Below are 18924 nucleotides of genomic sequence, written 5' to 3' on the forward strand. Positions count from 1 at the left end.
GTTAACCAGGGGCGCGCAGCCTGCCGGTGCGCAATGACAGTGTCAACGTGGGCTGTCAGCCTCGTGGCTACGCAGCCACTCTGTCAGATCCGCATGCAAGACATCATTGCGCACCCGTGGCAGCCACTGGCGTAGCCGTTGCAGTATCTCGCCGCGGTCTGAAACTGGCGTATTGCCATGCAGCGTATGACTGGTACCGGCCAGTTGCCGAAGCTGCGCCAGCAACCTGTTTCTCAGGCGTTCCCGATCCGGCGAAAGCGACAATTGTCGATCCACACCACCAGCCAGTTGCAGTGCTTCAACCAGGCATTGCACCAGCTCATCCCTGCCGGCATAACCCATGAACTCATCATCCGCTGCACTCATGGCACAGGCCGGCGACGCCAGCTCCACCACTGCATCATCCCGGATTTTTTCTGTTGTACTTGCCAGCAGCTCACGCGCTTCCGTCACGATGTCGCGCAGTCGCTGCGCCGCGCCTGGAATGTGGTGGATGACCCCTGAACCCTCGCCCGCATACAACGCCATGGCTTCAAAATCGCCGTGCATGTTGCACAACGGCGAATCCGTGCTGAACAGATAGATGGGACGATCCTGCTCATGACCAATGATCTGCCGCACTGTCGAGAAAGGGTTTCCCCGCTCGCCACGAGTCACGCTGTTGTGCAACACCCGCACCGGCGCGCCGACCGGCCAGTTGATGTGGAATACCCTGGTATGAATCGTATCGCCAGGCCTGGCATCAACAATGCGCTGCTTGTGGTAGTCATGCGCGAATGACTCACGTGTCGCCAGAAATGCGGTGCCGATCACCACGCCTTGTGCACCCAGCGCCAACATGTCGGCCAGGCCCCGGCCGTTGACAATGCCACCGGCCGCCAGCACCGGAATATGCACCTGCGCCACCAACTCGGCGACCAGCTCACGCAGGTCCTGGCTGCCGCGCACATGGCCACCAGCTTCGATGCCCTGTGCAATCACCAGATGCGCGCCCGCTGCCTCGGCGGCCTGCGCTTCCCGCAGCGAACCTACCTGGCACAGCACCTTGCAACCGGCATCTCGCAGACGCCGCACGATATCCGGTCGCAGATCCCAGAACAGGGTCACGGCCGCCACCTGCTCAGCTAATACCGCTTCCAGCTCTGCCTCCAGCAAAACGGGATCGGTGGCGGCCGGGATCAGATTCACACCAAACTCACGTGCAGTAGCCGCGCGCACTGCCGCAATCTCGCTGCGGATCAGTGCCGGTGATTCACGCACCATGCCCAGAAAACCGAAGCCGCCCGCATTACTCACCGCCGCCACCAGCTCGGCGCGCGATACGCCGCCCATGCCCGCCAGCACCACCGGCACATCACAGCCCAGCAAGTCACACACCGGGGTGTGCAGTGATGTCTCTGTTCGCCCAGGCACGAATCCCTCCCCGTTAAATCAGAACCGCAGGCGCGGCTATACGTTCAAGCAGCCGGCTTAATCAAAGAAAGATCCGCAGCGGTGCCAGCGGATCATGGGTACGGGCAATACCGGCCATGCACAGGTAAATCACCACTGCACTACAGAAACATATCAGACGCGCCCAACGGGTGCGGGCCAACCGAAGCGTAAAGATGCCCAGAACGATATATGCCACCAACAGCAGGATCTTGACCGTCAGCCAGGCCTGCACAAAGGGATATTGTTGCAGGATCGTCACTAGCATCAGCGCCGCGGTGAGCAGCACCGTATCAATGGCATAGGACAACCAGCGCAGCGCCGCATGATTGCCCAGTGTGACGCCACTCAGCACCAGCAGGCCACGCACAGCAAACAGACTGCCGGACAGGATCACACACAGGACATGCAACCATTTGATCTGCGTATAGAACACCACCATGAATCACCGCCCCTGACTCAAGGCAACAGATAGCTCCATGGCAAATTCAGCACGCATAGCAGATTCGCTCTGCGGAACTTCATGCTGATTCATGCCGCACCCCGTTTCGGTCTTCGGTACTGGCACGCTGCGGCGCCAGCCACAGCCGCAACACGAACCAGGCCACCAGCAGCGCGCCCATGGCAAAGATGGTGTCGCCCGGCATACGCAGCCAGACCAGCAGATGGATCAATGGCTGGCTCATGAATTCGGCAGAGCGTGCATACCAGTAACCCTGTTCCAGTGCCGCCTGCAGCTGCAGCACGCCTATCGGCAACAGAGTCAGCAGAGCCATCAAGGCCAGTCCGATGTTCAGTGACCAGAAGGCGCCTCGCAACAACCCGGTCTGCCACTCCACCAGTGGTTTCAGGCCGCGTAGACAGAACAGCATCAGGCCCAGCCCCAGCATGCCGTACACACCGAACAGTGCGGTATGGCCATGCAACGGCGTCAGGTTGAGTCCCTGCATGTAATACAGCGCCAGCGGCGTATTGATCAGGAAACCGAACAGGCCGGCACCCACCAGGTTCCAGAACGACACGGCCAGAAAGAACATGATCGGCCAGCGATAACGCGCCATCCATGGTGTGGCACGACTGTGCGACCAGGTCTCATACGCCTCCAGACCGATCAGCGCCAGCGGCACCACTTCCAGCGCCGAGAATGAAGCACCCAGTGCCAGCACAGCGGTGGGTGTGCCGCTCCAGTACAGATGATGGAACGTCCCCAGCACGCCACCAGCCATGAACACCAGCGTGGCGAACAACACGTTCACCGTGGCCGTGCCGGCACGTACCAGCCCCAGCTTGACGAACAGGAAACTGATCACCGCCACCGCGAACACTTCAAAGAAACCTTCCACCCACAGATGTACCACCCACCAGCGCCAGTACTCGACCACGGCAAGGTGGCTGTGTTCACCCCACATCAGACCGGCGCCATACAACAGACCGATGGCAATGGTGGACAGGAACAACAGACCGACGATCGATGCCATCGCATCCTTGCGCCGCAACGCCGGCCACAACGCCCGCCCCATCAGCGCCAGCCACAACAGCAGGCCGATAAACAGGAAGATCTGCCAGAACCGGCCGAGATCGGTGTATTCCCAGCCCTGATGACCAAACCAGAAATTGAAATTCAGGCCCAGCTTCTGCATCACCGCCAGCCACTGGCCGGCAAACGAACCCACCACGATGATCAGCAGGCAAGCGAACAGGAAGTTGACCCCCAGTCGCTGATACTTCGGTTCATGACCCGAAATTCCCGGTGCAATGTACAGGCCGGTGCCGAGCCAGGCGGTGGCGATCCACAACACGGCCAGCTCGGTATGCCAGCTGCGTGTCAACGAATAAGGCAGGACTTCGGAAATTTCCACGCCGTAGAACTGCCGCTCCACCTGGTAATGCGCCGTGATCGCGCCCAGCAGGATCTGCGTCAGGAACAACGCGATCACGATCCAGAAATATTTCTGCGTGGCGCGCATCGATGGCATCAGCGCCAGGCCTTTGAGCGGATCGCTGGCCGGCGGCGCCAGCACCGGCTCCTTGCGGTGATACGCCGCGTAATGCCAGGCCAGCAGGCCAATGCCGGCGATCATGAACAGCACACTGAATACCGTCCACAGGAACGTGCCGGCAGTGGGCGTATTGCCCACCAGCGGCTCGTAGGGCCAGTTGCTGGTGTAGCTGGCGCTGGAGTCCGGCCGCTCGGTGACCGTCGCCCAGGCGGTCCAGAAGAAAAACGCAGTGAGCTGACGCCGATGCTCTGGCGTATCCACCGTGGCATCACGCATGGCATAGATTTCACGCAGCTGCGCCGTGGCCGGATCATCGCCGAACACGCTGAGGTAATGCGCCGCAACACGGCTGATCGCCTGAGCGCGGTCCACCGATACCGTGAGGATCCGGGTGTCCGCATCGTAACCATTGGGACGCAATTCTTCGCGTAGCCGCGCCTTGAACGCATCCTGCTGCGCCATCGGCAGCCGAGCATAAGACATGCCCGCATCACGCTGTGCCCAGAGCTCAAGCAGCGCTTCCGCTTCACGATGCAGCCAGTCAGCGCTCCAGTCCGGCGCAATCAGCGCGCCATGCCCCCAGATGGAGCCCAGCTGCTGACCACCGAAGCTCTGCCAGACCTGCCGGCCGATCTGCATGTCCTGAGCGGTGTACAACACCTGGCCATCGGCAGACAGCACAGTGTCCGGTACCGGCGGCGCATGTACATACACCTCCCGTCCCATCCACAGCAGCACGGCAAAAGTCACTGTCAACAACAGGCCCAGGCCAATCCACAGACGTTTGCTGGTATCCATGACAAGGCTCCACAACAGCAGGCAATAACCCGCGGCACAGCAACCAGCATGCAGCGCATGATGGCCAATGACCGAAACTCATCTCACATGACTGTCAGGACGCGCCGTTACGTCCGGTAACTACGATCAGCAGGGCGACAGGCCCGTATCAGGCGGCAGCCGTGGCTTCATGCCGTCAGCTGCGGATCAACAAAACGCTGGCCCCGAGCCAGCAGCAGACCCTGCGTATCTGCACGCCCCATTTCAAGGCTGGTGGCAATGCGACGCGCCCGCTCCATGAACTGACCGGCACGTGCGGTGCCGCAGACTTCATTGGCTGTAGCCTCGAACAGCGCCAGCCAGTGATCGAAATGCCGTGCATCGATTGGCAACGACGCATGTTTCTGCATGGGGTGACCGTGATACCGGCCACTGGCCAGCATCACCGAGGACCAGAACGCCATCATGCGCTGCAGATGCGCTTCCCAGTCCTCGATACGCGCGGCGAAGATCGGAGCCAGTTTTTCATCCAGCCGAATACGTGCATAAAAGCGCCGCACCAGCTGTTCAATGAGCAATTCATCAATGGGCTCTGAAATGGGCTCTGAGTCGGGCATGGAGTTCCTGCAGGCACATGGCCGCCGTCATGCAAACACGCAAAAGTAGACGTCGCAAAGCATAGGACTCATAAAAGGTATATTCAATACCTCTTATTGCCAGTACATCCCCTTATGCCTTCTGCTCACCTGCATCAGGCAGGAAGCAACGCTCAGTTACCGAGCAACGCTTTCAGGCGTCGCACGCCCGCCGGGCTGCGCAACAGATCCGCCAGAGAATAGGAATCAAGCACCTTGAGGAATGCCTGCAACGCCTCTTCCAGTGGCCCGCGCAGGCCGCACACCGGCGTGATAACGCAATGATTTCGCTGGTCATTGAAACACTCGACCAGAGCAAAACCATCTTCAGTGGCGCGCACAATGTCACCCAGCCGGATATCTGCCGGTGCACGCTGCAGTGACAGACCACCACCGCGACCACGCAGACTGCTGACAAACCCTGCCTGCACCAGGGTCTGGGTGACTTTCATCAGATGATTGCGCGAGATGGCGTAACGCGCCGCCACTTCCTCGATGGTATGGCGCTGCGCCGGCTCCATGGCCAGCAGCATCAACAAGCGCAGGGCGTAATCAGTGTGGACAGTTAAACGCATGAAACAGCGGGCCGCGGAAGTAGTGGCAGATCAGCGACTGCTACTCTAGCAAACCGGCACCGCTGCAGTACCGGGCAGGTCTTCACGACCTGCCCGGTACTGTTTGATGGATGAAATCAATGGCTGAGCTTAATGGTCAGACTCAGCGGGCGGGCGCTGCAGGCGGAGCACCACCGGGCGGCGGGCCACCCGCGCCACCTGCGCGCGGCGCAGCGCCCTTGTTGCCGCCGGTGCCGTTTTCATCGATCAGGAAATTGACGACGGTGTGCGCAGGATCGGGCAGGCTGATGTCCACCATCAGGGACAGATCGCTGCCGATCTTTTTGTAAGCCGCAACAATCTTGTCCATGGCACCGCCCACGCCTTCCTTGGTGTTGACATCGCCCACCTTGATGCCAATTTCCTTGCTCAATTGCTCGGTGCTGAGTTTCTTGTTGCCCGTGAACTTGATCTCCTGGATGGTGCGCTGCACGGCAGCCGGTGCGGCAGCTCCGGGGGCAGCGGGCGCCTGAGCCAGCGCAGGCACAACCGGCAGCCACGCAGCCATGAGTAAGGCGGCCAGCATGCGGCGCGCCCGACGAGTTTCGATATGCATCATGAATCCCCTACTTTTGTGTGGTTGTGTGTCAGCCCGGAACTCGCCTGCCCAGTGGCAGCAAGCATTGACTGTGACCGGCACAGACTAGCATCCGGCACAGCGACGCTCATGTACCCGCGGAGCAGGCAATCAGAAAACTTTTGCAAATTCGCACCGCCAGACGGGTATCGACCGGCAGCAGCGGCCAAACCTGCCACCGCAGCCGATGAACCGCCAAGACCACTACAGGCCTGAACCCCGCAACATGGCCGCCGCAGCGCACCACCAGGATGCGTGGTGCCAGCCGCGGCAGTGCTTTCTGTGACCGCATTTGAATGTTGGTCCGGGGGTTTCGATGTAGAATTCGCGCCAGAAAAATCGGGCCAGCCCCCACGATAACCATCGACATTCATCGACACTCACCTACACTGAGGATAATCACAGTGAGCAGATTCGAACAGCAGAAGCTGAAGATCAAGACCGAGTCCGGATTCATCGCCGCACTGGACCAGAGCGGCGGCAGTACCCCCAAGGCGCTGGCCCTGTACGGCGTGCAGCCAGACGCCTGGACCGACGAGGAAGGCATGTACCGCGTGGTGCATGAGATGCGCACCCGCATCATCACCAGCCCCGCCTTCACCGGCCAGCGCCTGATCGGCGCCATCCTGTTCGAAAACACCATGGACCGCGAGATCAAGGGCAAGGCCACCGCCGACTACCTGTGGCAGGACAAGAATGTGGTGCCGTTCCTGAAGGTGGACAAGGGCCTGGAAGACGAACAGAACGGTGTGCAGCTGATGAAGTCCATGCCGCAACTGGATGTGCTGCTGAAAAAGGCCGTGGCCAAGAACATCTTCGGCACCAAAATGCGTTCGGTGATCAAGCAGGCCAATGCCGCCGGCATCAAGGCCGTGGTAGCTCAGCAGTTCGCAGTCGCCAAACAGATCATCGCCGCCGGCCTGATGCCGATCGTCGAGCCGGAAGTGGACATCAAGTGCCCGCAGAAGGCCGAAGCCGAAGCCCTGCTCAAGGCCGCGATTCTGGATGAACTGAGCAAGCTGCCCGCCGATCAGATGGTGATGCTCAAGCTCACCCTGCCGGAAACGGACAATTTCTACAGCGACCTGATCAAGCATGCCAAGGTGCTGAAAGTGGTGGCGCTGTCCGGCGGTTATTCGCTGGTGGAATCCAACGCCCGCCTGTCGCGCAACAACGGCATGGTGGCCAGCTTCTCGCGCGCACTGGCCGAAGGCCTGTTCGCCCAGCAAAGCGAAACGGAATTCAACGCCAAGCTGGATTCGAACATCGATGGCATCTATCAGGCTTCCAGAACCTGATAACTCGTCTTCATGATGAAACAAAAAGCCCCGTTTTACGGGGCTTTTTTTTATTTTCGGATCATCAGGACAGGCAGAGTCTGGACAAAGTTCTGGCAACTGTTTCAGACCATTCGGTCTTTCATGTTAACAGCGCTGCAGCCCGCTGCAGCGCTGCCTGCAGATCTTCCAGCAGATCCTCAGCGGCTTCGATGCCCACCGACAGCCGCAGCAAGCCATCGGTGATACCAGCCGCCGCACGCGCTTCAGGACTCATCGCCGCATGAGTCATGGTGGCCGGATGCGCCACCAGACTTTCCACGCCACCCAGCGATTCGGCCAAGGAGAACAGCCGCAAACCATCGACAAAGGCACGCGCTGCCGACAGACCACCACGCAGCTCGAAACTCACCATGGCGCCGAAGGCACACTGCTGGCGCTGCGCCAAGGCATGCTGGGGATGGGTCGGCAGACCCGGGTAGTACACCTGCTGCACCGCCGGATGTGCAGCCAGCAATTCGGCAATACGCTGCGTATTCTCACCATGCACCGTCATGCGTGCATACAGGCTGCGCACGCCGCGCAAGGTGAGATAGCTGTCGAACGGCGCGCCGGTGACGCCGGTGCAGTTGGCCCACCATAACAACTGGTCGTGCAGTTCCTTGCTGGCGGCAATCACCGCACCGCCCACCACGTCGCTGTGGCCGTTGAGATACTTGGTGGTGGAATGCACCACGATGTCTGCGCCCAGCTGCAGCGGCTGCTGCCATACCGGCGACATGAAGGTGTTGTCCACCGCCAGCCAGGCACCGACGGCGCGGGCCTGCTGCGCCATGGCGCGCACATCGGTAATGCGCAGCAAGGGATTGCTGGGCGTTTCCACCCACACCAGCTTCGGCTGCTGCTGCAGGGCGGCAGCCACGGCCTTTGCATCCTGATAATCGACAAACACGGTATTGATCACGCCGCGCCGATGCAGCGAATCAAACAGACGATAGGTGCCGCCGTAACAGTCATGCGGCGCCATCAGCACTTCGCCGGGCCGCAACAACTGGCACACCAGATTCACCGCCGCCATGCCGGAAGCGGTGATCACCGCACCGGCGCCCGCTCCAGCGCCGCCAGCGCTTCTGCCAGCGCATCGCGGGTGGGATTGGCAGAGCGCGAGTAATCGTAGGCACGCCGCTCGCCGAACGCCGCGAACGTATAGGTGGAGCTCAGATGAATGGGCGGCACCACGGCGCCGTGTTGCGTATCGCTGTCCAGCGCGGTGCGCACCGCCCGGGTGGAGTCACGGGCATCAGCAGGCAATTTCTGTGTCATGTCGAACTCACTCAGGCCAGCGCCGCGGCGAATACCCGGCGCAGTGCTTCGGTCTCTTTCAGGAAGGCATCATGTCCATACAACGAGGGCAGCTCGATCAGCTGCTTCGGTCCGGCCAGCTGCGCATGCAGCTCGCGCATGTCACTGAGCGGCACCAGCTGGTCCTCGATGATGGCCACCAGCGTGGTGGGCAAGCGGATCGCCGCGGCGTTGACCCGATGCAGGTCAATGGATTCGGACAGACACACGAACGATTCCGGCACATAGCTGGCCGCATAGGTATCGCCGCGCGAGAACAGATACTTCTCCACCGGAAACACGAAACCCTGCGCCCCCCGTTCCGGCTCACCCGCGAAACGCTGCACGAATTCTTCAGGTGTGCGGTAGGTGGCCATGGCCAGCGCACGCGCCAGCTTCAGGCCTTCGGCGCCTTCACCACGCGTAGCGGCATAACGCACCATGTTGCGCTGGACACAACGCCAGGCCGTGGCCATGGGATGGGTGCGATGCGCGGCGCTGATCACGATCAGGCGTTGCGCCAGCTGCGGCGCCCGCTCACCCAGCGCCAGCGCCACCATGCCGCCATACGACGCGCCGATCACCGCATACAGCTGCGCAACCTGCAAATGGCTCAGCAGCTGGGCGATGGCGGCCACCTGATCGTAGGCACTGATGCTGGGAAAATCGGTCTGTCCGGCTCTGGGACCGGTGCTCTGGCCACTGCCACCGAGAAAGTCGATGCCGAGCACGCGATAGTGACGGGTATCCAGTGGCCGCTCCGGGCCCATGACTTCCTTCCACCAGCCCTGCGACTGGTTGGCGTAGTAATTCGCCACCACCTGCCGGCCGGCGGAAATGCCGCCCAGCACCAGCACCACCGGTTTGCCTGCCGCGCCTTCCATGCGCCAGGCAATCTGCACAGGGTTCAGTTCGCCACCAAAATGCAGCGGCAGTGCAGCCGTCAGCCGCAGCTCACCCTGCTGCACATTGGCCGCTTCACCCGACATTGACAGTTCAGACATTAAAACCAAAGGCTCCGTACAAGACCCGATCATCAGATCAGGCGGGACAATCCCATCGGAGCTCCTGCGGAGAACCCGCTGCAGGTCGCCATGTTTGCGTTCGATACCGGAATCCGGCCCAACTTCAGCTGCATAGCGCCTCATCTGCCGGCAAAGCCTGAAGCCTGCCGCAGGAGTTGGCACCTTTCCGGACCACCCTGTGTGAGTGATCCGTCGGTTGCCCCGGCATCAAAGGGCCTTTCCCTCCGCCGGTCTCGATGAGTGGCCGCGAGTCTACGGAGTGCTGTCGAGCAGCGTCAAGCCAGAGCTGCGCCAGCCGCCGTGAACCGGTGAGCCCCAACGCAACGGGACTCACCGGTCACAGGCTATTCGAATGCCGCGGCGTCCCAGCCGCCGCCAAGCGCCTGATACACGCCCACCAGTGCCGTGAGCCGGTTCTGCAGGGCACTGATCAGCTCGCTCTCCGCTGCCAGCCGGTCACGCTCGGCATTGAGCAGATCCAGATAACTGGATGCGCCGCCTTCGTAGCGCTGCTCGACAATGGCCTTCACCCGATTCTGGTTGTCGACTCGGCGCTGGGTGGCCTGCAGTGTTTCGCGCGCCGCCAGATGAGCGGCCAGTGCACTGCGCACATCACCATAAGCGGCACGCGCCGCCTGGGCATAGGCCAGTTCGGCCTGTTCACGCGCCGCTTGCGCCGCCTTCACCTGAGCACGGGTCCTGGCCAGTCCGACGATGGGCTGGGTCACAGCACCAGCCACATTCCAGCTGCGTGCCGCCTGATCGAACAACGTCGAGAACGTCAGGCTTTCATTGCCGAAGAAGCCGGTGATGCCCAGCGTTGGAAAGTAACGACGCCGCGTTTCCTGCAGACTGGCATCGGCCGCAGCCAGCAGGGCCTCGGCCTGACGCACATCAGGACGACGCACCAGCAGATCGGCCGGCAGCCCGGCCGGAATTTCCGGCGTGGCCGCCAGCGACTGCAATGCGCCGCCTCGCTCGATCTGTCCGGACATCACGGCGCGGGGCGACCGCCCCAGCAACACCGCCAGTGCCGCCTCAGCCTGTGTCAGTGCCGAACGGGTGGCTGGTAACTGCGCGTCGATGGCCGCCAGTTCCGCCTGCGCCAGCTGCAGTTCGTAATCGCCGGACACACCGGCGCGGTTGCGCACCTGCTGCAATTCCAGGGCTTCGCTACGGGTGCGTTGTGTCTGCTGCAACAGGGCCAGCTGTGCATCCAGCCTCAGCAGTGCGAAGTAACTGCTGGCGGTCTGTGCCGCAATGCTGCTGCGCACGGTGTCACGTGCGTACTGACTGGCCAGCAGCTGGCTGCTGGCAGCGCTGCGCGCCTTCCAGGCACGGCCCCACAAGTCGATTTCATACGAGGCGCTGAAACCAGCGCTGTACACATTGCTGATGCCGCTCTGTCCCGGCTGTGCGGTGTAGTCGCTGGGCTGTTGCCGCGTGACGCTGCCGCCAGCGCTGATGTCAGGCAGCAGTGTCAACCAGGCCTGGCGCAGCGTGCTGCGCGACTGTTCGACACTCTGCATGGCGCTCAATACATCGACGTTATGCGTCAATGCCTCGCTCACCAGCGCCGTCAACACCGGATCATTGAATGACTGCCACCAGCTGGTCAGTTCCGGCGTGGCCTCAGTCAATATAGTTGGGGCCGACTCAGCGCTGGCTGGCTCGACCACCGGCAGCTCCAGCGCCGGTGCACGATACGTGCTGGCGCAGGCAGACAATCCCAGTGCCAGTAGCACCGCCAATGCAAGCCGCTGCCGCGAAGAAATTGAATTAGTCATGGCTGTGACCTCCGCTGACCGTGGCCGACGGTGTCTCAGGCGGTGGCAACAGCTCTTCAGGTGGAGTGCGCAACCGGCGATCGGTGATCAGCTTGTAGAACAGCGGCACGAAGAAGATCGCCAGGAAGGTAGCAGCCAGCATGCCGCCCACCACACCGGTACCCGCCGAGGTACGCGCGCCCGCACCAGCACCGGTGGACAGCGCCAGCGGCAACACACCCAGGATGAAGGCCAGCGAGGTCATGATGATGGGACGGAAACGCAGCCGTGCCGCTTCGATCGCCGCGGCCGCCACGGGATAACCCTCGCGATGTTTCATCACCGCGAATTCCACGATCAGGATGGCGTTCTTGGCCGCCAACCCCAGCAGGGTCACCAGACCGATCTGGAAATACACATCGTTGGTATAACCGCGCAACCACACCGCCACCAGTGCGCCGAAGATGCCGAACGGCATGGCCAGCAACACCGAGAACGGCAATGACCATTTCTCATACTGCGCAGCCAGGATCAGGAACACCATGATGGCCGCCAGGATCAGCGAGAACGCCGCGGCATTCGACACCAGCTTTTCCTGATAGGCCGAACCCGTCCATTCGAAACTCACGCCGGCGGGCAGCGCCTGCGCCGCCAGTCGCTCCACTTCCGCCAGCGCCTGTCCCGACGAATAACCGGGTGCCGCCGACCCCAGCAGCTTGACCGCCGGCAGGTTGTTGTAGCGGTCCATGGTGTCCGGGCCACTGCTGTAGGTGACACTGGCAAACGCCGACAGCGGCACCATCTCGCCGCGCGCATTCTTCACATACATGCGACCGATGTCCTCCGGACGCTTGCGGTACTGGTTGTCGGCGCTGAGCAGTACCTGCCAGGCACGACCGAACTTGTTGAAGTCGTTGACGTAGTAAGTACCCAGTGTGCCGGCCAGGGTATTGAAGGCATCATCCAGCGAGATGCCCAGCGCCTTGGCGCGATCGCGATCCACATCGACGAACAGCTGCGGCGCATTGGGTTTCCACAATGTCTGCAGACCACCCGACAACACGGGGCTCTGCTGTGCGGCCGCCTGCAACTGCTGCATGCCCGCCACCAGCTGCTTGGTGCCACCCTCGCCACGATTCTGCACGTACAGTTCGAAACCGCCGGTGTTGCCCAGACCGAAGATCGCCGGCGGGCTGAACGCCAGCACCAGCGCTTCCTTGATCGAGGCGGTCTTGGCATACAACTCGCCCACCAGCTGGCTGGACGACACGTCGCGCTCCGACCAGGCGCGTTGCGCCACGAAGATGGTGGCCGCGTTGTTCTTGTAACCGCCGCCGATGAAGTCCAGGCCACTGAACGCGATCACATGTTCATTGGCCGGATTCGACTGCGCAGTCTTGACAACCTCCGCCACTACCTTGTCGGTACGTTCCAGCGATGCGCCGTCAGGCAGGAAGACTGCCGTGATGTAGTAACCCTGGTCCTCATCCGGCACCAGCGAGCTGGGTGTGGACTTCCACAACACGCCGGTGATGATCACCATGCCGACGAACAGGAAGATGCCCAGCAGCGAACGCTGCATCATGAAGCTCACGCCATCGGGTATAGCGTCCGGTGATGCGATGGAAGAAATCGTTGAACCACAACGCGAAGCCGGTTGTGTGTTTGTGTTCACGACGCAGCATCAACACGCACAGCGCCGGTGTCATGGTCAACGCCACGATGCCGGACAGCACCACAGCAATGGAGATGGTGACAGCGAACTGCCGGTACAACTCGCCAGTCAGGCCGCCCAGGAAGGCGATGGGAATGAACACCGCGCACAGCACCAGCACGATGGCCACCACCGGCTCGGTAACTTCCTGCATGGCCTTGGTCGCCGCCTCACGCGCCGGCAGGTGCTGCTCGTGCATGATGCGTTCGATGTTCTCCAGCACCACGATGGCGTCGTCCACCACGATGCCGATGGCCAGCACCATGCCGAACAGCGTCAACGTGTTGATGGAGTAGCCCAGCAGATGCAGGCCGGCAAAGGTGCCGATCAGCGACACCGGCACCGCCAGCGTGGGGATCAGCGTGGCGCGCCAGTTCTGCAGGAACAGGAACACCACCAGGAACACCAGCACCATGGCCTCGCCCAGGGTCTTGATCACTTCCTCGATGGACACTTCGACGAAACGCGTGGTGTCGTAAGGAATGGCGTAGCTTAGCCCCTGTGGGAAATTCTTGGCCATTGGCTCAATGGTGTTCTTGACGCTGGTGGCCACATCCAGTGCATTGGCGCCCGGCTGCAGGAACACGGCCAGCAGCACGGCCTGCATGCCGTTGTAAGTGCCGTTGAAATCATTGTCCTTGGAGCCCAGCTCCACCCGCGCCACGTCCTTCAGGCGCAGCTGGCTGCCATCGGCGTTGGAACGCAGGATGATGTTGTCGAATTCCTCGACCGTGGACAGACGGCCCTTGGCGGTCACGGTGTACACCAGTTCCTGGCCGCCGCCGTTGGGCGACTGGCCGATCTTGCCGGCCGCGAACTGCGCGTTCTGTTCCTGCAACGCGGCGGCGACTTCCGGCACCGTCACGCGCAGCTGGGTCATGCGGTCCGGCTTGAGCCAGATGCGCATGGCGTAATCCTTGGCGCCGAAGATCTGCACGTTGGTGGTGCCCGGAATCTTCTTCACCGCATCCAGCACGTTGAGCGTCACGTAGTTGGAAGTGAACAGATCGTCATAGGTGCCATCCGGCGAATAGAAGGCATAGATCTGCAGGAAGGCCGAGGAGCCCTTCTCCACCGTCACACCCTGCTTGCGCACTTCTTCCGGCAGGCGCGCATCCGCCTGCTTGACGCGGTTGTTGACGTTCACCGCCGCCTGGTCCACATCGGTGCCGATCTCGAAGGTGATGGAAATTTCCACCGCACCGTTGGAGGTCGAGGTGGAGGACATGTACATCATGTTCTCCACACCGGTGATGGCGTTTTCAATGGGGGCAGCCACCGTCTCGGCAATGGTTTCAGCCGAAGCGCCGGGATAGAAGGCGCGCACGGTCACCACCGGCGGCGCGATCTCCGGATACTGCGCAATGGGCAGCACACGCATCGCCGCCAGCCCGGCGATGACGACAAAGATAGAAATCACGAAGGCAAAAATGGGCCTGTCGATAAAAAATCGTGAGAACATGTCCGTGGCCTCCGTGAATTACTGACGTGCAGCCGGCTGTGCAGCAGCTGCGGCAGCGGCCTGTTCGGCAGTGAGCGGATTGATGGGCTGGAACGGGAAGAAAATGCGCGCCGTGCCATCCACGACTACCTGGTCGCCAGCCTTCAGACCCTGCTTGATCACCCAGCCGTTGCCTTCCGCACCTTCCAGCTGCACCCATTCACCGGGCACCACCGGACGCGGCTCGGCGGCCGGCTTGCCATCCTGGCCCTTGCCTACCACGTACACATACTTGCCAGTGGCGCCGTCGAGCACCGCACGCTGCGGCACCACGATGGCATTAGGACGCTTCACTCCACTGACCACCACCCGCACGAACTGGCCGGGCGTGAGTTCACCCTTGGGGTTATTGAACCGGGCACGAGTGGAGTAGGCACCCGTGTTGGTATCCGCCTTGTAATCGCTGAAATTCAGCTTGCCAGCCTGGGCCAGCCAGCGACCGTCATTGCTTTTCAGCCTGACGCTGTAGCCAGCGTTGCCGGCCGGCAGCAGCAGCGTGCCGGCCTGCGCCTCGCTCTGCAGCTTGGTGCGGTCAGCATCCGACACCGCAAAGTTCACATCGATGGGATCGATCTGCGCCATGGTGGCCAGCAGGCTGTCACTGTCCGCCGAAGCCAGCGCGCCCTCCACCTTCAATGCCCGACCAATCACGCCGGGAATGGGCGCATGGATCTCGGTATAGCCCAGATTGATGCGCGCGGTGTTGTACTGCGCCTGAGCCGCCTTCAGGTTGGCGCGGGCGATGTCCAGCGCCGACGCCACGTTATCGAAATCCATCTGGCTGATGGCCCGGGCTTCGATCAGCGGCTGGTAACGCGCGTGATCACGCTCGGCCTTGGCTAGGTTGGCCTGTGCCGTGGCCACATTGGCTTCAGCCGCTGCCGCGGCCGCGGCATAAGGCGCCGGATCGATGCGGAACAGTGCCGCGCCCGCCTTGACCTGGCTGCCTTCCTCATAGAAGCGCCGGTCGATGATGCCGCTGACCCGGGCACGGATTTCCACCTCGCGCGAACCAGCGGTCTGGCCCGGATATTCGAAGTCGATGGCCACATCACGCGCCGCCAGGGTCTGCACGGTCACGGCCTGTGCCGACATGCCACCGGCCGCTGCCTCCTGCGACTGGCCGTTACCACAGGCGCTGAGCAACGCCGCGAGTGTCAAGACTGGCAGCAGACGAAGGCTCTCTACAGAATGGCGGGGAGACATGTGATTGTCCTTATGACTCGGAGGTACCGGGGCTGAAATCTGGGTATTGCCAGGACGATGCTGAACCGGATTTATTGGGGAACTAATGGATAATCCGGCTCGTCAACAGTTGTTGACAGGATTGTGCGGCGCATCAATAGTGCCAGTCAACAGCTGTTGATAAACTTTTTAGGGCCCATGAACGACACCACCTCAGAACTGCCCAGCACCCGCCCCGCCCGATGTCTGGCCGATACCCGGGCACGCATCCTGGCCGCCGCGCGCACCTGCTTTGCACGCAACAACTACGAATCCGTGGGAATCCGCGACATTGCCGGCGCCGCCAGCGTCGATCCGGCACTGGTCTGCCGCTATTTCGGCTCCAAGGAAAAACTGTTTGCCGAGGTGGTTACCGGGGCCTTCTGTCTGGAACAGCACATGGCCAATGATCTGGACGCCGCGCGCCAGCAGGTGCCGGATCTGGGCTACCGGATGGCACGCAGCCTGCTGGCCGATAACAGCGAATGCAGCGCCGAAGACTGCGACGCCCTGCAGCTGCTGCTCAGCTCGGCCGCCAGCCCGACCACGGCCAGTGTCGTCTCGGACGGTTTCCACAGTGAATTCCTGCAACCCCTGGCCAAGCTGCTGCCCGGCCCCGATGCTCAGATGCGGGCTGGACTGATCTCTGCCTACATCATCGGCATTCTCACCCTGCGCGAGGCCCTGAACTCCCCCTCCATGGTCGCCGCCGACCGCGACAAGATCATTCCCCTGCTCGGCGCCGCCATCCAGGCCTGTCTCGATGCGCCGGCCGATACCACCAGCAAGTAAACCAGCACCCTCAGTGTTGCCTCGCCGCTGGCGACGCAAACGCACGACCGCTGTCAACCTGATACCGGATACTTTCCCCGGTCCGCCACACATCTGGCCAGATTAGCTATTTTGGCTACAATAGCCATCAGCCACTCCTGCCCGCCTCCGGAACGGGACCAGTGGCAGTCAACCAGCGAGGCCCTCATGAGCACTCTGAGTTTCCGCAACCGCAGCGGCGAAACCGTGGCCATGCCCAGCTATGCCGCCACCGATGCCAAGAACAGCTTTGGCAAACTGATGCAGGCTGCAGCCCGCAAAGGCGCGGTAGCCATCACCCGTCACAACGCGCCAGAGGCCGTATTGCTGTCCATCGAGCAGTATCAGGCGCTGGTGGATGCCGGCAGCCAGAAACTGGACGATCTGAGCCAGGAATTCGACTCGTTGCTGGCACAGATGCAGACACCAAAAACCAGACGTGGCGCACGCACGGCCTTCAACGCCGCGCCCTCCGCGCTAGGCAAGGCCGCAGTCAGCCAAGCCCGCAAGCGTGGCTGATACACCCTGCATCCATGTGCTTGCCGGCACCAATGGTGCTGGCAAAAGCAGCGTTGCCGGCAGCATGTTTCGTGAGCAAGGCAGCGAGTACTTCAATCCGGATGAAGCGGCACGACGCATTCTCAAGCTCAATCCCAAACTGAGCATCGCCGAAGCCAACAGCCTCGCCTGGCATCAAGGCCGAAGACTGCTGGAACGCGCCATCAAGGAGCGCCTGCACTTCAACTTTGAAACCACACTGGGCGGTCACACCATCACCCATCTGCTGGAGCAGGCGCTACAGCAGGGCATCGAAGTCCGCATCTGGTACGTGGGCTTAAGCAATGTGGACACCCATCTGTCGCGCGTCAAAGCCCGCGTCAAAAAAGGCGGCCATGATATTCCGGAGAAAGACGTGCGACACCGCTTCAACCAGAGCCGCCTGAATCTCATCAGGCTGCTTCCGTTGCTCACCGAATTGCGTGTCTACGACAACAGCTTCGAAGCCGATCCACATGCCGGCAAGACTCCCGCTCCGAAACTGGTGCTGCATACCCTGCGCGGCAAGGTAGTGGGACCAAAACGGCTGGCAAGCACGCCTGACTGGGCCAAGCCGATTGTGGCAGCAGCACTCAGCAAGTAATCAGCGCTTACACCCAAGGCGGTGGCAACTCCAGCGCCTTGGCGCCATCTTCACGATTGCGGGCCTCGCAAACTACTTCGAAGGTGCCGGGCACGCCATCTGGCGCATATGACACTAATGAGTAATTACGCATCGCCCCGCTATCTGACGATTAACAAAGACGCTACGCAGCGAACATGATCCATATTTCATCCTCATAACTTGAACGATGAAGAATTACCCTCACCCAGCCCCTTATCCATTGCACCAACAAATTCCCTAAAATGATCAATCCTGGTGCATCTGAGAATTCAATTTTTTGCAACGTAAACCATGCATAAATGCCTATAATTATCGAATTAATTCGATTTTAAAGGACAATTCTGTGAGCTCACTCAATTTCATCGGCGGCGAAAAAGGCGGCGTAGGAAAATCAGTTACCGCACGACTGCTGGCCCAGTACTTCATCGACAAGAATCAGCCGTTCACTGCCTTCGATACCGATCGCTCACACAATTCGTTCGCGCGTTTCTATGCCGACTATGCATCGCCCGTGGTTGTCGATGGCTATGAAGGACTGGACCAGATCGTCGGCAACTTCGATGAAGCCTCGCAAAGCAATACGGCCACCAGTGTTATCGTGGACCTCGCCGCTCAAACCGCCGCGCCGCTCTCACGCTGGATCATGGATGCAGACCTGCTCACGCTATTGTCCGACATGGGCGTTACCACCAACTTCTGGCATGTCACCGACTCCAGCAAGGATTCCGTCGATCTGCTGACTCGCCTGATCAATACCTATGGCGCCCGGCCCAACTACATTGTGGTGAGAAACCAGGGACGCGGCTCCGACTTCAGCTATCTCGATAAATCAGAATCCATGCAGAAAGCACTATCCACAGGTGCCCACGTGATCGACTTGCCGCAACTGCACGAAGCCAGCATGAACAAGATTGATCGCTTCAACACCAGCTTCTGGGCTGCCGTCAATGATCGTAGCTCTGCCGACGCGCTCGGCATGCTGGAACGGCAGCGCGTGAAAGTGTGGTTACGAAATGTGTATGAAACGTTTGATGCTTTGCCCTTGTAACAAGGGCGTAATCATTTTCATT

16 protein-coding genes, 1 pseudogene and 1 riboswitch are annotated in these 18924 nt (G+C 61.1%); of the genes and pseudogenes, 5 read left to right on the plus strand and 12 right to left on the minus strand.

All coding sequences use genetic code 11. The features are described from left to right. Nucleotides 1–42: 42 nt before the first annotated feature. From QM707_RS10770 to QM707_RS10795, 6 genes are all read right to left on the minus strand, one after another. Entirely contained in the window at nucleotides 43–1368 is a 1326-nt protein-coding gene (locus QM707_RS10770; protein ID WP_415001873.1) for an NAD(P)H-dependent flavin oxidoreductase, read from the minus strand. A 106-nt stretch (nucleotides 1369–1474) separates the two neighbouring features. Beyond that, complete coding sequence (locus QM707_RS10775; protein WP_415001874.1) at nucleotides 1475–1873, minus strand: SirB2 family protein; 399 nt, start codon at nucleotides 1871–1873, stop codon at nucleotides 1475–1477. Between the two features lie 79 nt (nucleotides 1874–1952). Further along, nucleotides 1953–4229, minus strand: coding sequence for a nitric-oxide reductase large subunit (locus tag QM707_RS10780; protein WP_415001875.1), 2277 nt, complete (start codon nucleotides 4227–4229; stop codon nucleotides 1953–1955). A gap of 167 nt (nucleotides 4230–4396) precedes the next feature. Next, entirely contained in the window at nucleotides 4397–4825 is a 429-nt protein-coding gene (locus tag QM707_RS10785) for a group III truncated hemoglobin (protein WP_415001876.1), read from the minus strand. A gap of 152 nt (nucleotides 4826–4977) precedes the next feature. Beyond that, entirely contained in the window at nucleotides 4978–5418 is a 441-nt protein-coding gene (locus QM707_RS10790; protein WP_415001877.1) for an RrF2 family transcriptional regulator, read from the minus strand. A gap of 142 nt (nucleotides 5419–5560) precedes the next feature. Further along, a complete protein-coding gene (locus QM707_RS10795) occupies nucleotides 5561–6013 on the minus strand; it encodes a POTRA domain-containing protein (protein WP_415001878.1) in 453 nt (150 codons plus the stop codon). Between the two features lie 419 nt (nucleotides 6014–6432). Here QM707_RS10795 and QM707_RS10800 point away from each other — a divergent pair, with 419 nt between their 5' ends. After that, nucleotides 6433–7332 carry a fructose bisphosphate aldolase gene (locus tag QM707_RS10800; protein WP_415002145.1) on the plus strand — a complete coding sequence of 300 codons (900 nt, stop codon included), beginning with the start codon at nucleotides 6433–6435 and terminating at the stop codon, nucleotides 7330–7332. Between the two features lie 121 nt (nucleotides 7333–7453). Here QM707_RS10800 and metB read toward each other — a convergent pair. From metB to QM707_RS10830, 6 genes and pseudogenes are all read right to left on the minus strand, one after another. After that, nucleotides 7454–8634 (minus strand): annotated as a pseudogene (gene metB / locus QM707_RS10805) (cystathionine gamma-synthase). Nucleotides 8635–8645: 11 nt separating this feature from the next. Then, a complete protein-coding gene (metX, locus tag QM707_RS10810) occupies nucleotides 8646–9641 on the minus strand; it encodes a homoserine O-succinyltransferase MetX (protein ID WP_415001879.1) in 996 nt (331 codons plus the stop codon). Between the two features lie 152 nt (nucleotides 9642–9793). Beyond that, nucleotides 9794–9920: riboswitch (SAM riboswitch) on the minus strand. A gap of 101 nt (nucleotides 9921–10021) precedes the next feature. Continuing rightward, a complete protein-coding gene (locus QM707_RS10815; RefSeq protein WP_415001880.1) occupies nucleotides 10022–11464 on the minus strand; it encodes an efflux transporter outer membrane subunit in 1443 nt (480 codons plus the stop codon). Continuing rightward, nucleotides 11457–13025 carry an efflux RND transporter permease subunit gene (locus tag QM707_RS10820; protein ID WP_415001881.1) on the minus strand — a complete coding sequence of 523 codons (1569 nt, stop codon included), beginning with the start codon at nucleotides 13023–13025 and terminating at the stop codon, nucleotides 11457–11459. Before QM707_RS10820 ends, QM707_RS10815 begins: the two co-directional genes overlap by 8 nt. Continuing rightward, a complete protein-coding gene (locus QM707_RS10825) occupies nucleotides 12928–14619 on the minus strand; it encodes an efflux RND transporter permease subunit (protein ID WP_415001882.1) in 1692 nt (563 codons plus the stop codon). The genes QM707_RS10820 and QM707_RS10825 overlap by 98 nt, the downstream gene beginning before the upstream one ends. Before the next feature lie 18 nt (nucleotides 14620–14637). Next, the gene (locus tag QM707_RS10830; RefSeq protein ID WP_415001883.1) at nucleotides 14638–15864 is read right to left on the minus strand and encodes an efflux RND transporter periplasmic adaptor subunit; all 1227 of its coding nucleotides are present in this window, start codon (nucleotides 15862–15864) and stop codon (nucleotides 14638–14640) included. Between the two features lie 177 nt (nucleotides 15865–16041). On the opposite strand from QM707_RS10830, the gene QM707_RS10835 reads away from it, so the two are divergent. From QM707_RS10835 to QM707_RS10850, 4 genes are all read left to right on the plus strand, one after another. Further along, entirely contained in the window at nucleotides 16042–16674 is a 633-nt protein-coding gene (locus tag QM707_RS10835) for a TetR family transcriptional regulator (RefSeq protein ID WP_415001884.1), read from the plus strand. Nucleotides 16675–16860: 186 nt separating this feature from the next. Continuing rightward, the gene (locus QM707_RS10840; protein WP_415001885.1) at nucleotides 16861–17211 is read left to right on the plus strand and encodes a type II toxin-antitoxin system Phd/YefM family antitoxin; all 351 of its coding nucleotides are present in this window, start codon (nucleotides 16861–16863) and stop codon (nucleotides 17209–17211) included. Then, nucleotides 17204–17833, plus strand: coding sequence for an AAA family ATPase (locus tag QM707_RS10845; protein ID WP_415001886.1), 630 nt, complete (start codon nucleotides 17204–17206; stop codon nucleotides 17831–17833). The genes QM707_RS10840 and QM707_RS10845 overlap by 8 nt, the downstream gene beginning before the upstream one ends. A 364-nt stretch (nucleotides 17834–18197) precedes the next feature. Further along, nucleotides 18198–18902 carry a hypothetical protein gene (locus tag QM707_RS10850; protein WP_415001887.1) on the plus strand — a complete coding sequence of 235 codons (705 nt, stop codon included), beginning with the start codon at nucleotides 18198–18200 and terminating at the stop codon, nucleotides 18900–18902. Nucleotides 18903–18924 lie beyond the last annotated feature (22 nt).

The sequence above is a fragment of the Arenimonas sp. genome (genome assembly GCF_047602345.1).
In the GTDB taxonomy this organism is placed as follows: Bacteria; Pseudomonadota; Gammaproteobacteria; order Xanthomonadales; family Xanthomonadaceae; genus Arenimonas.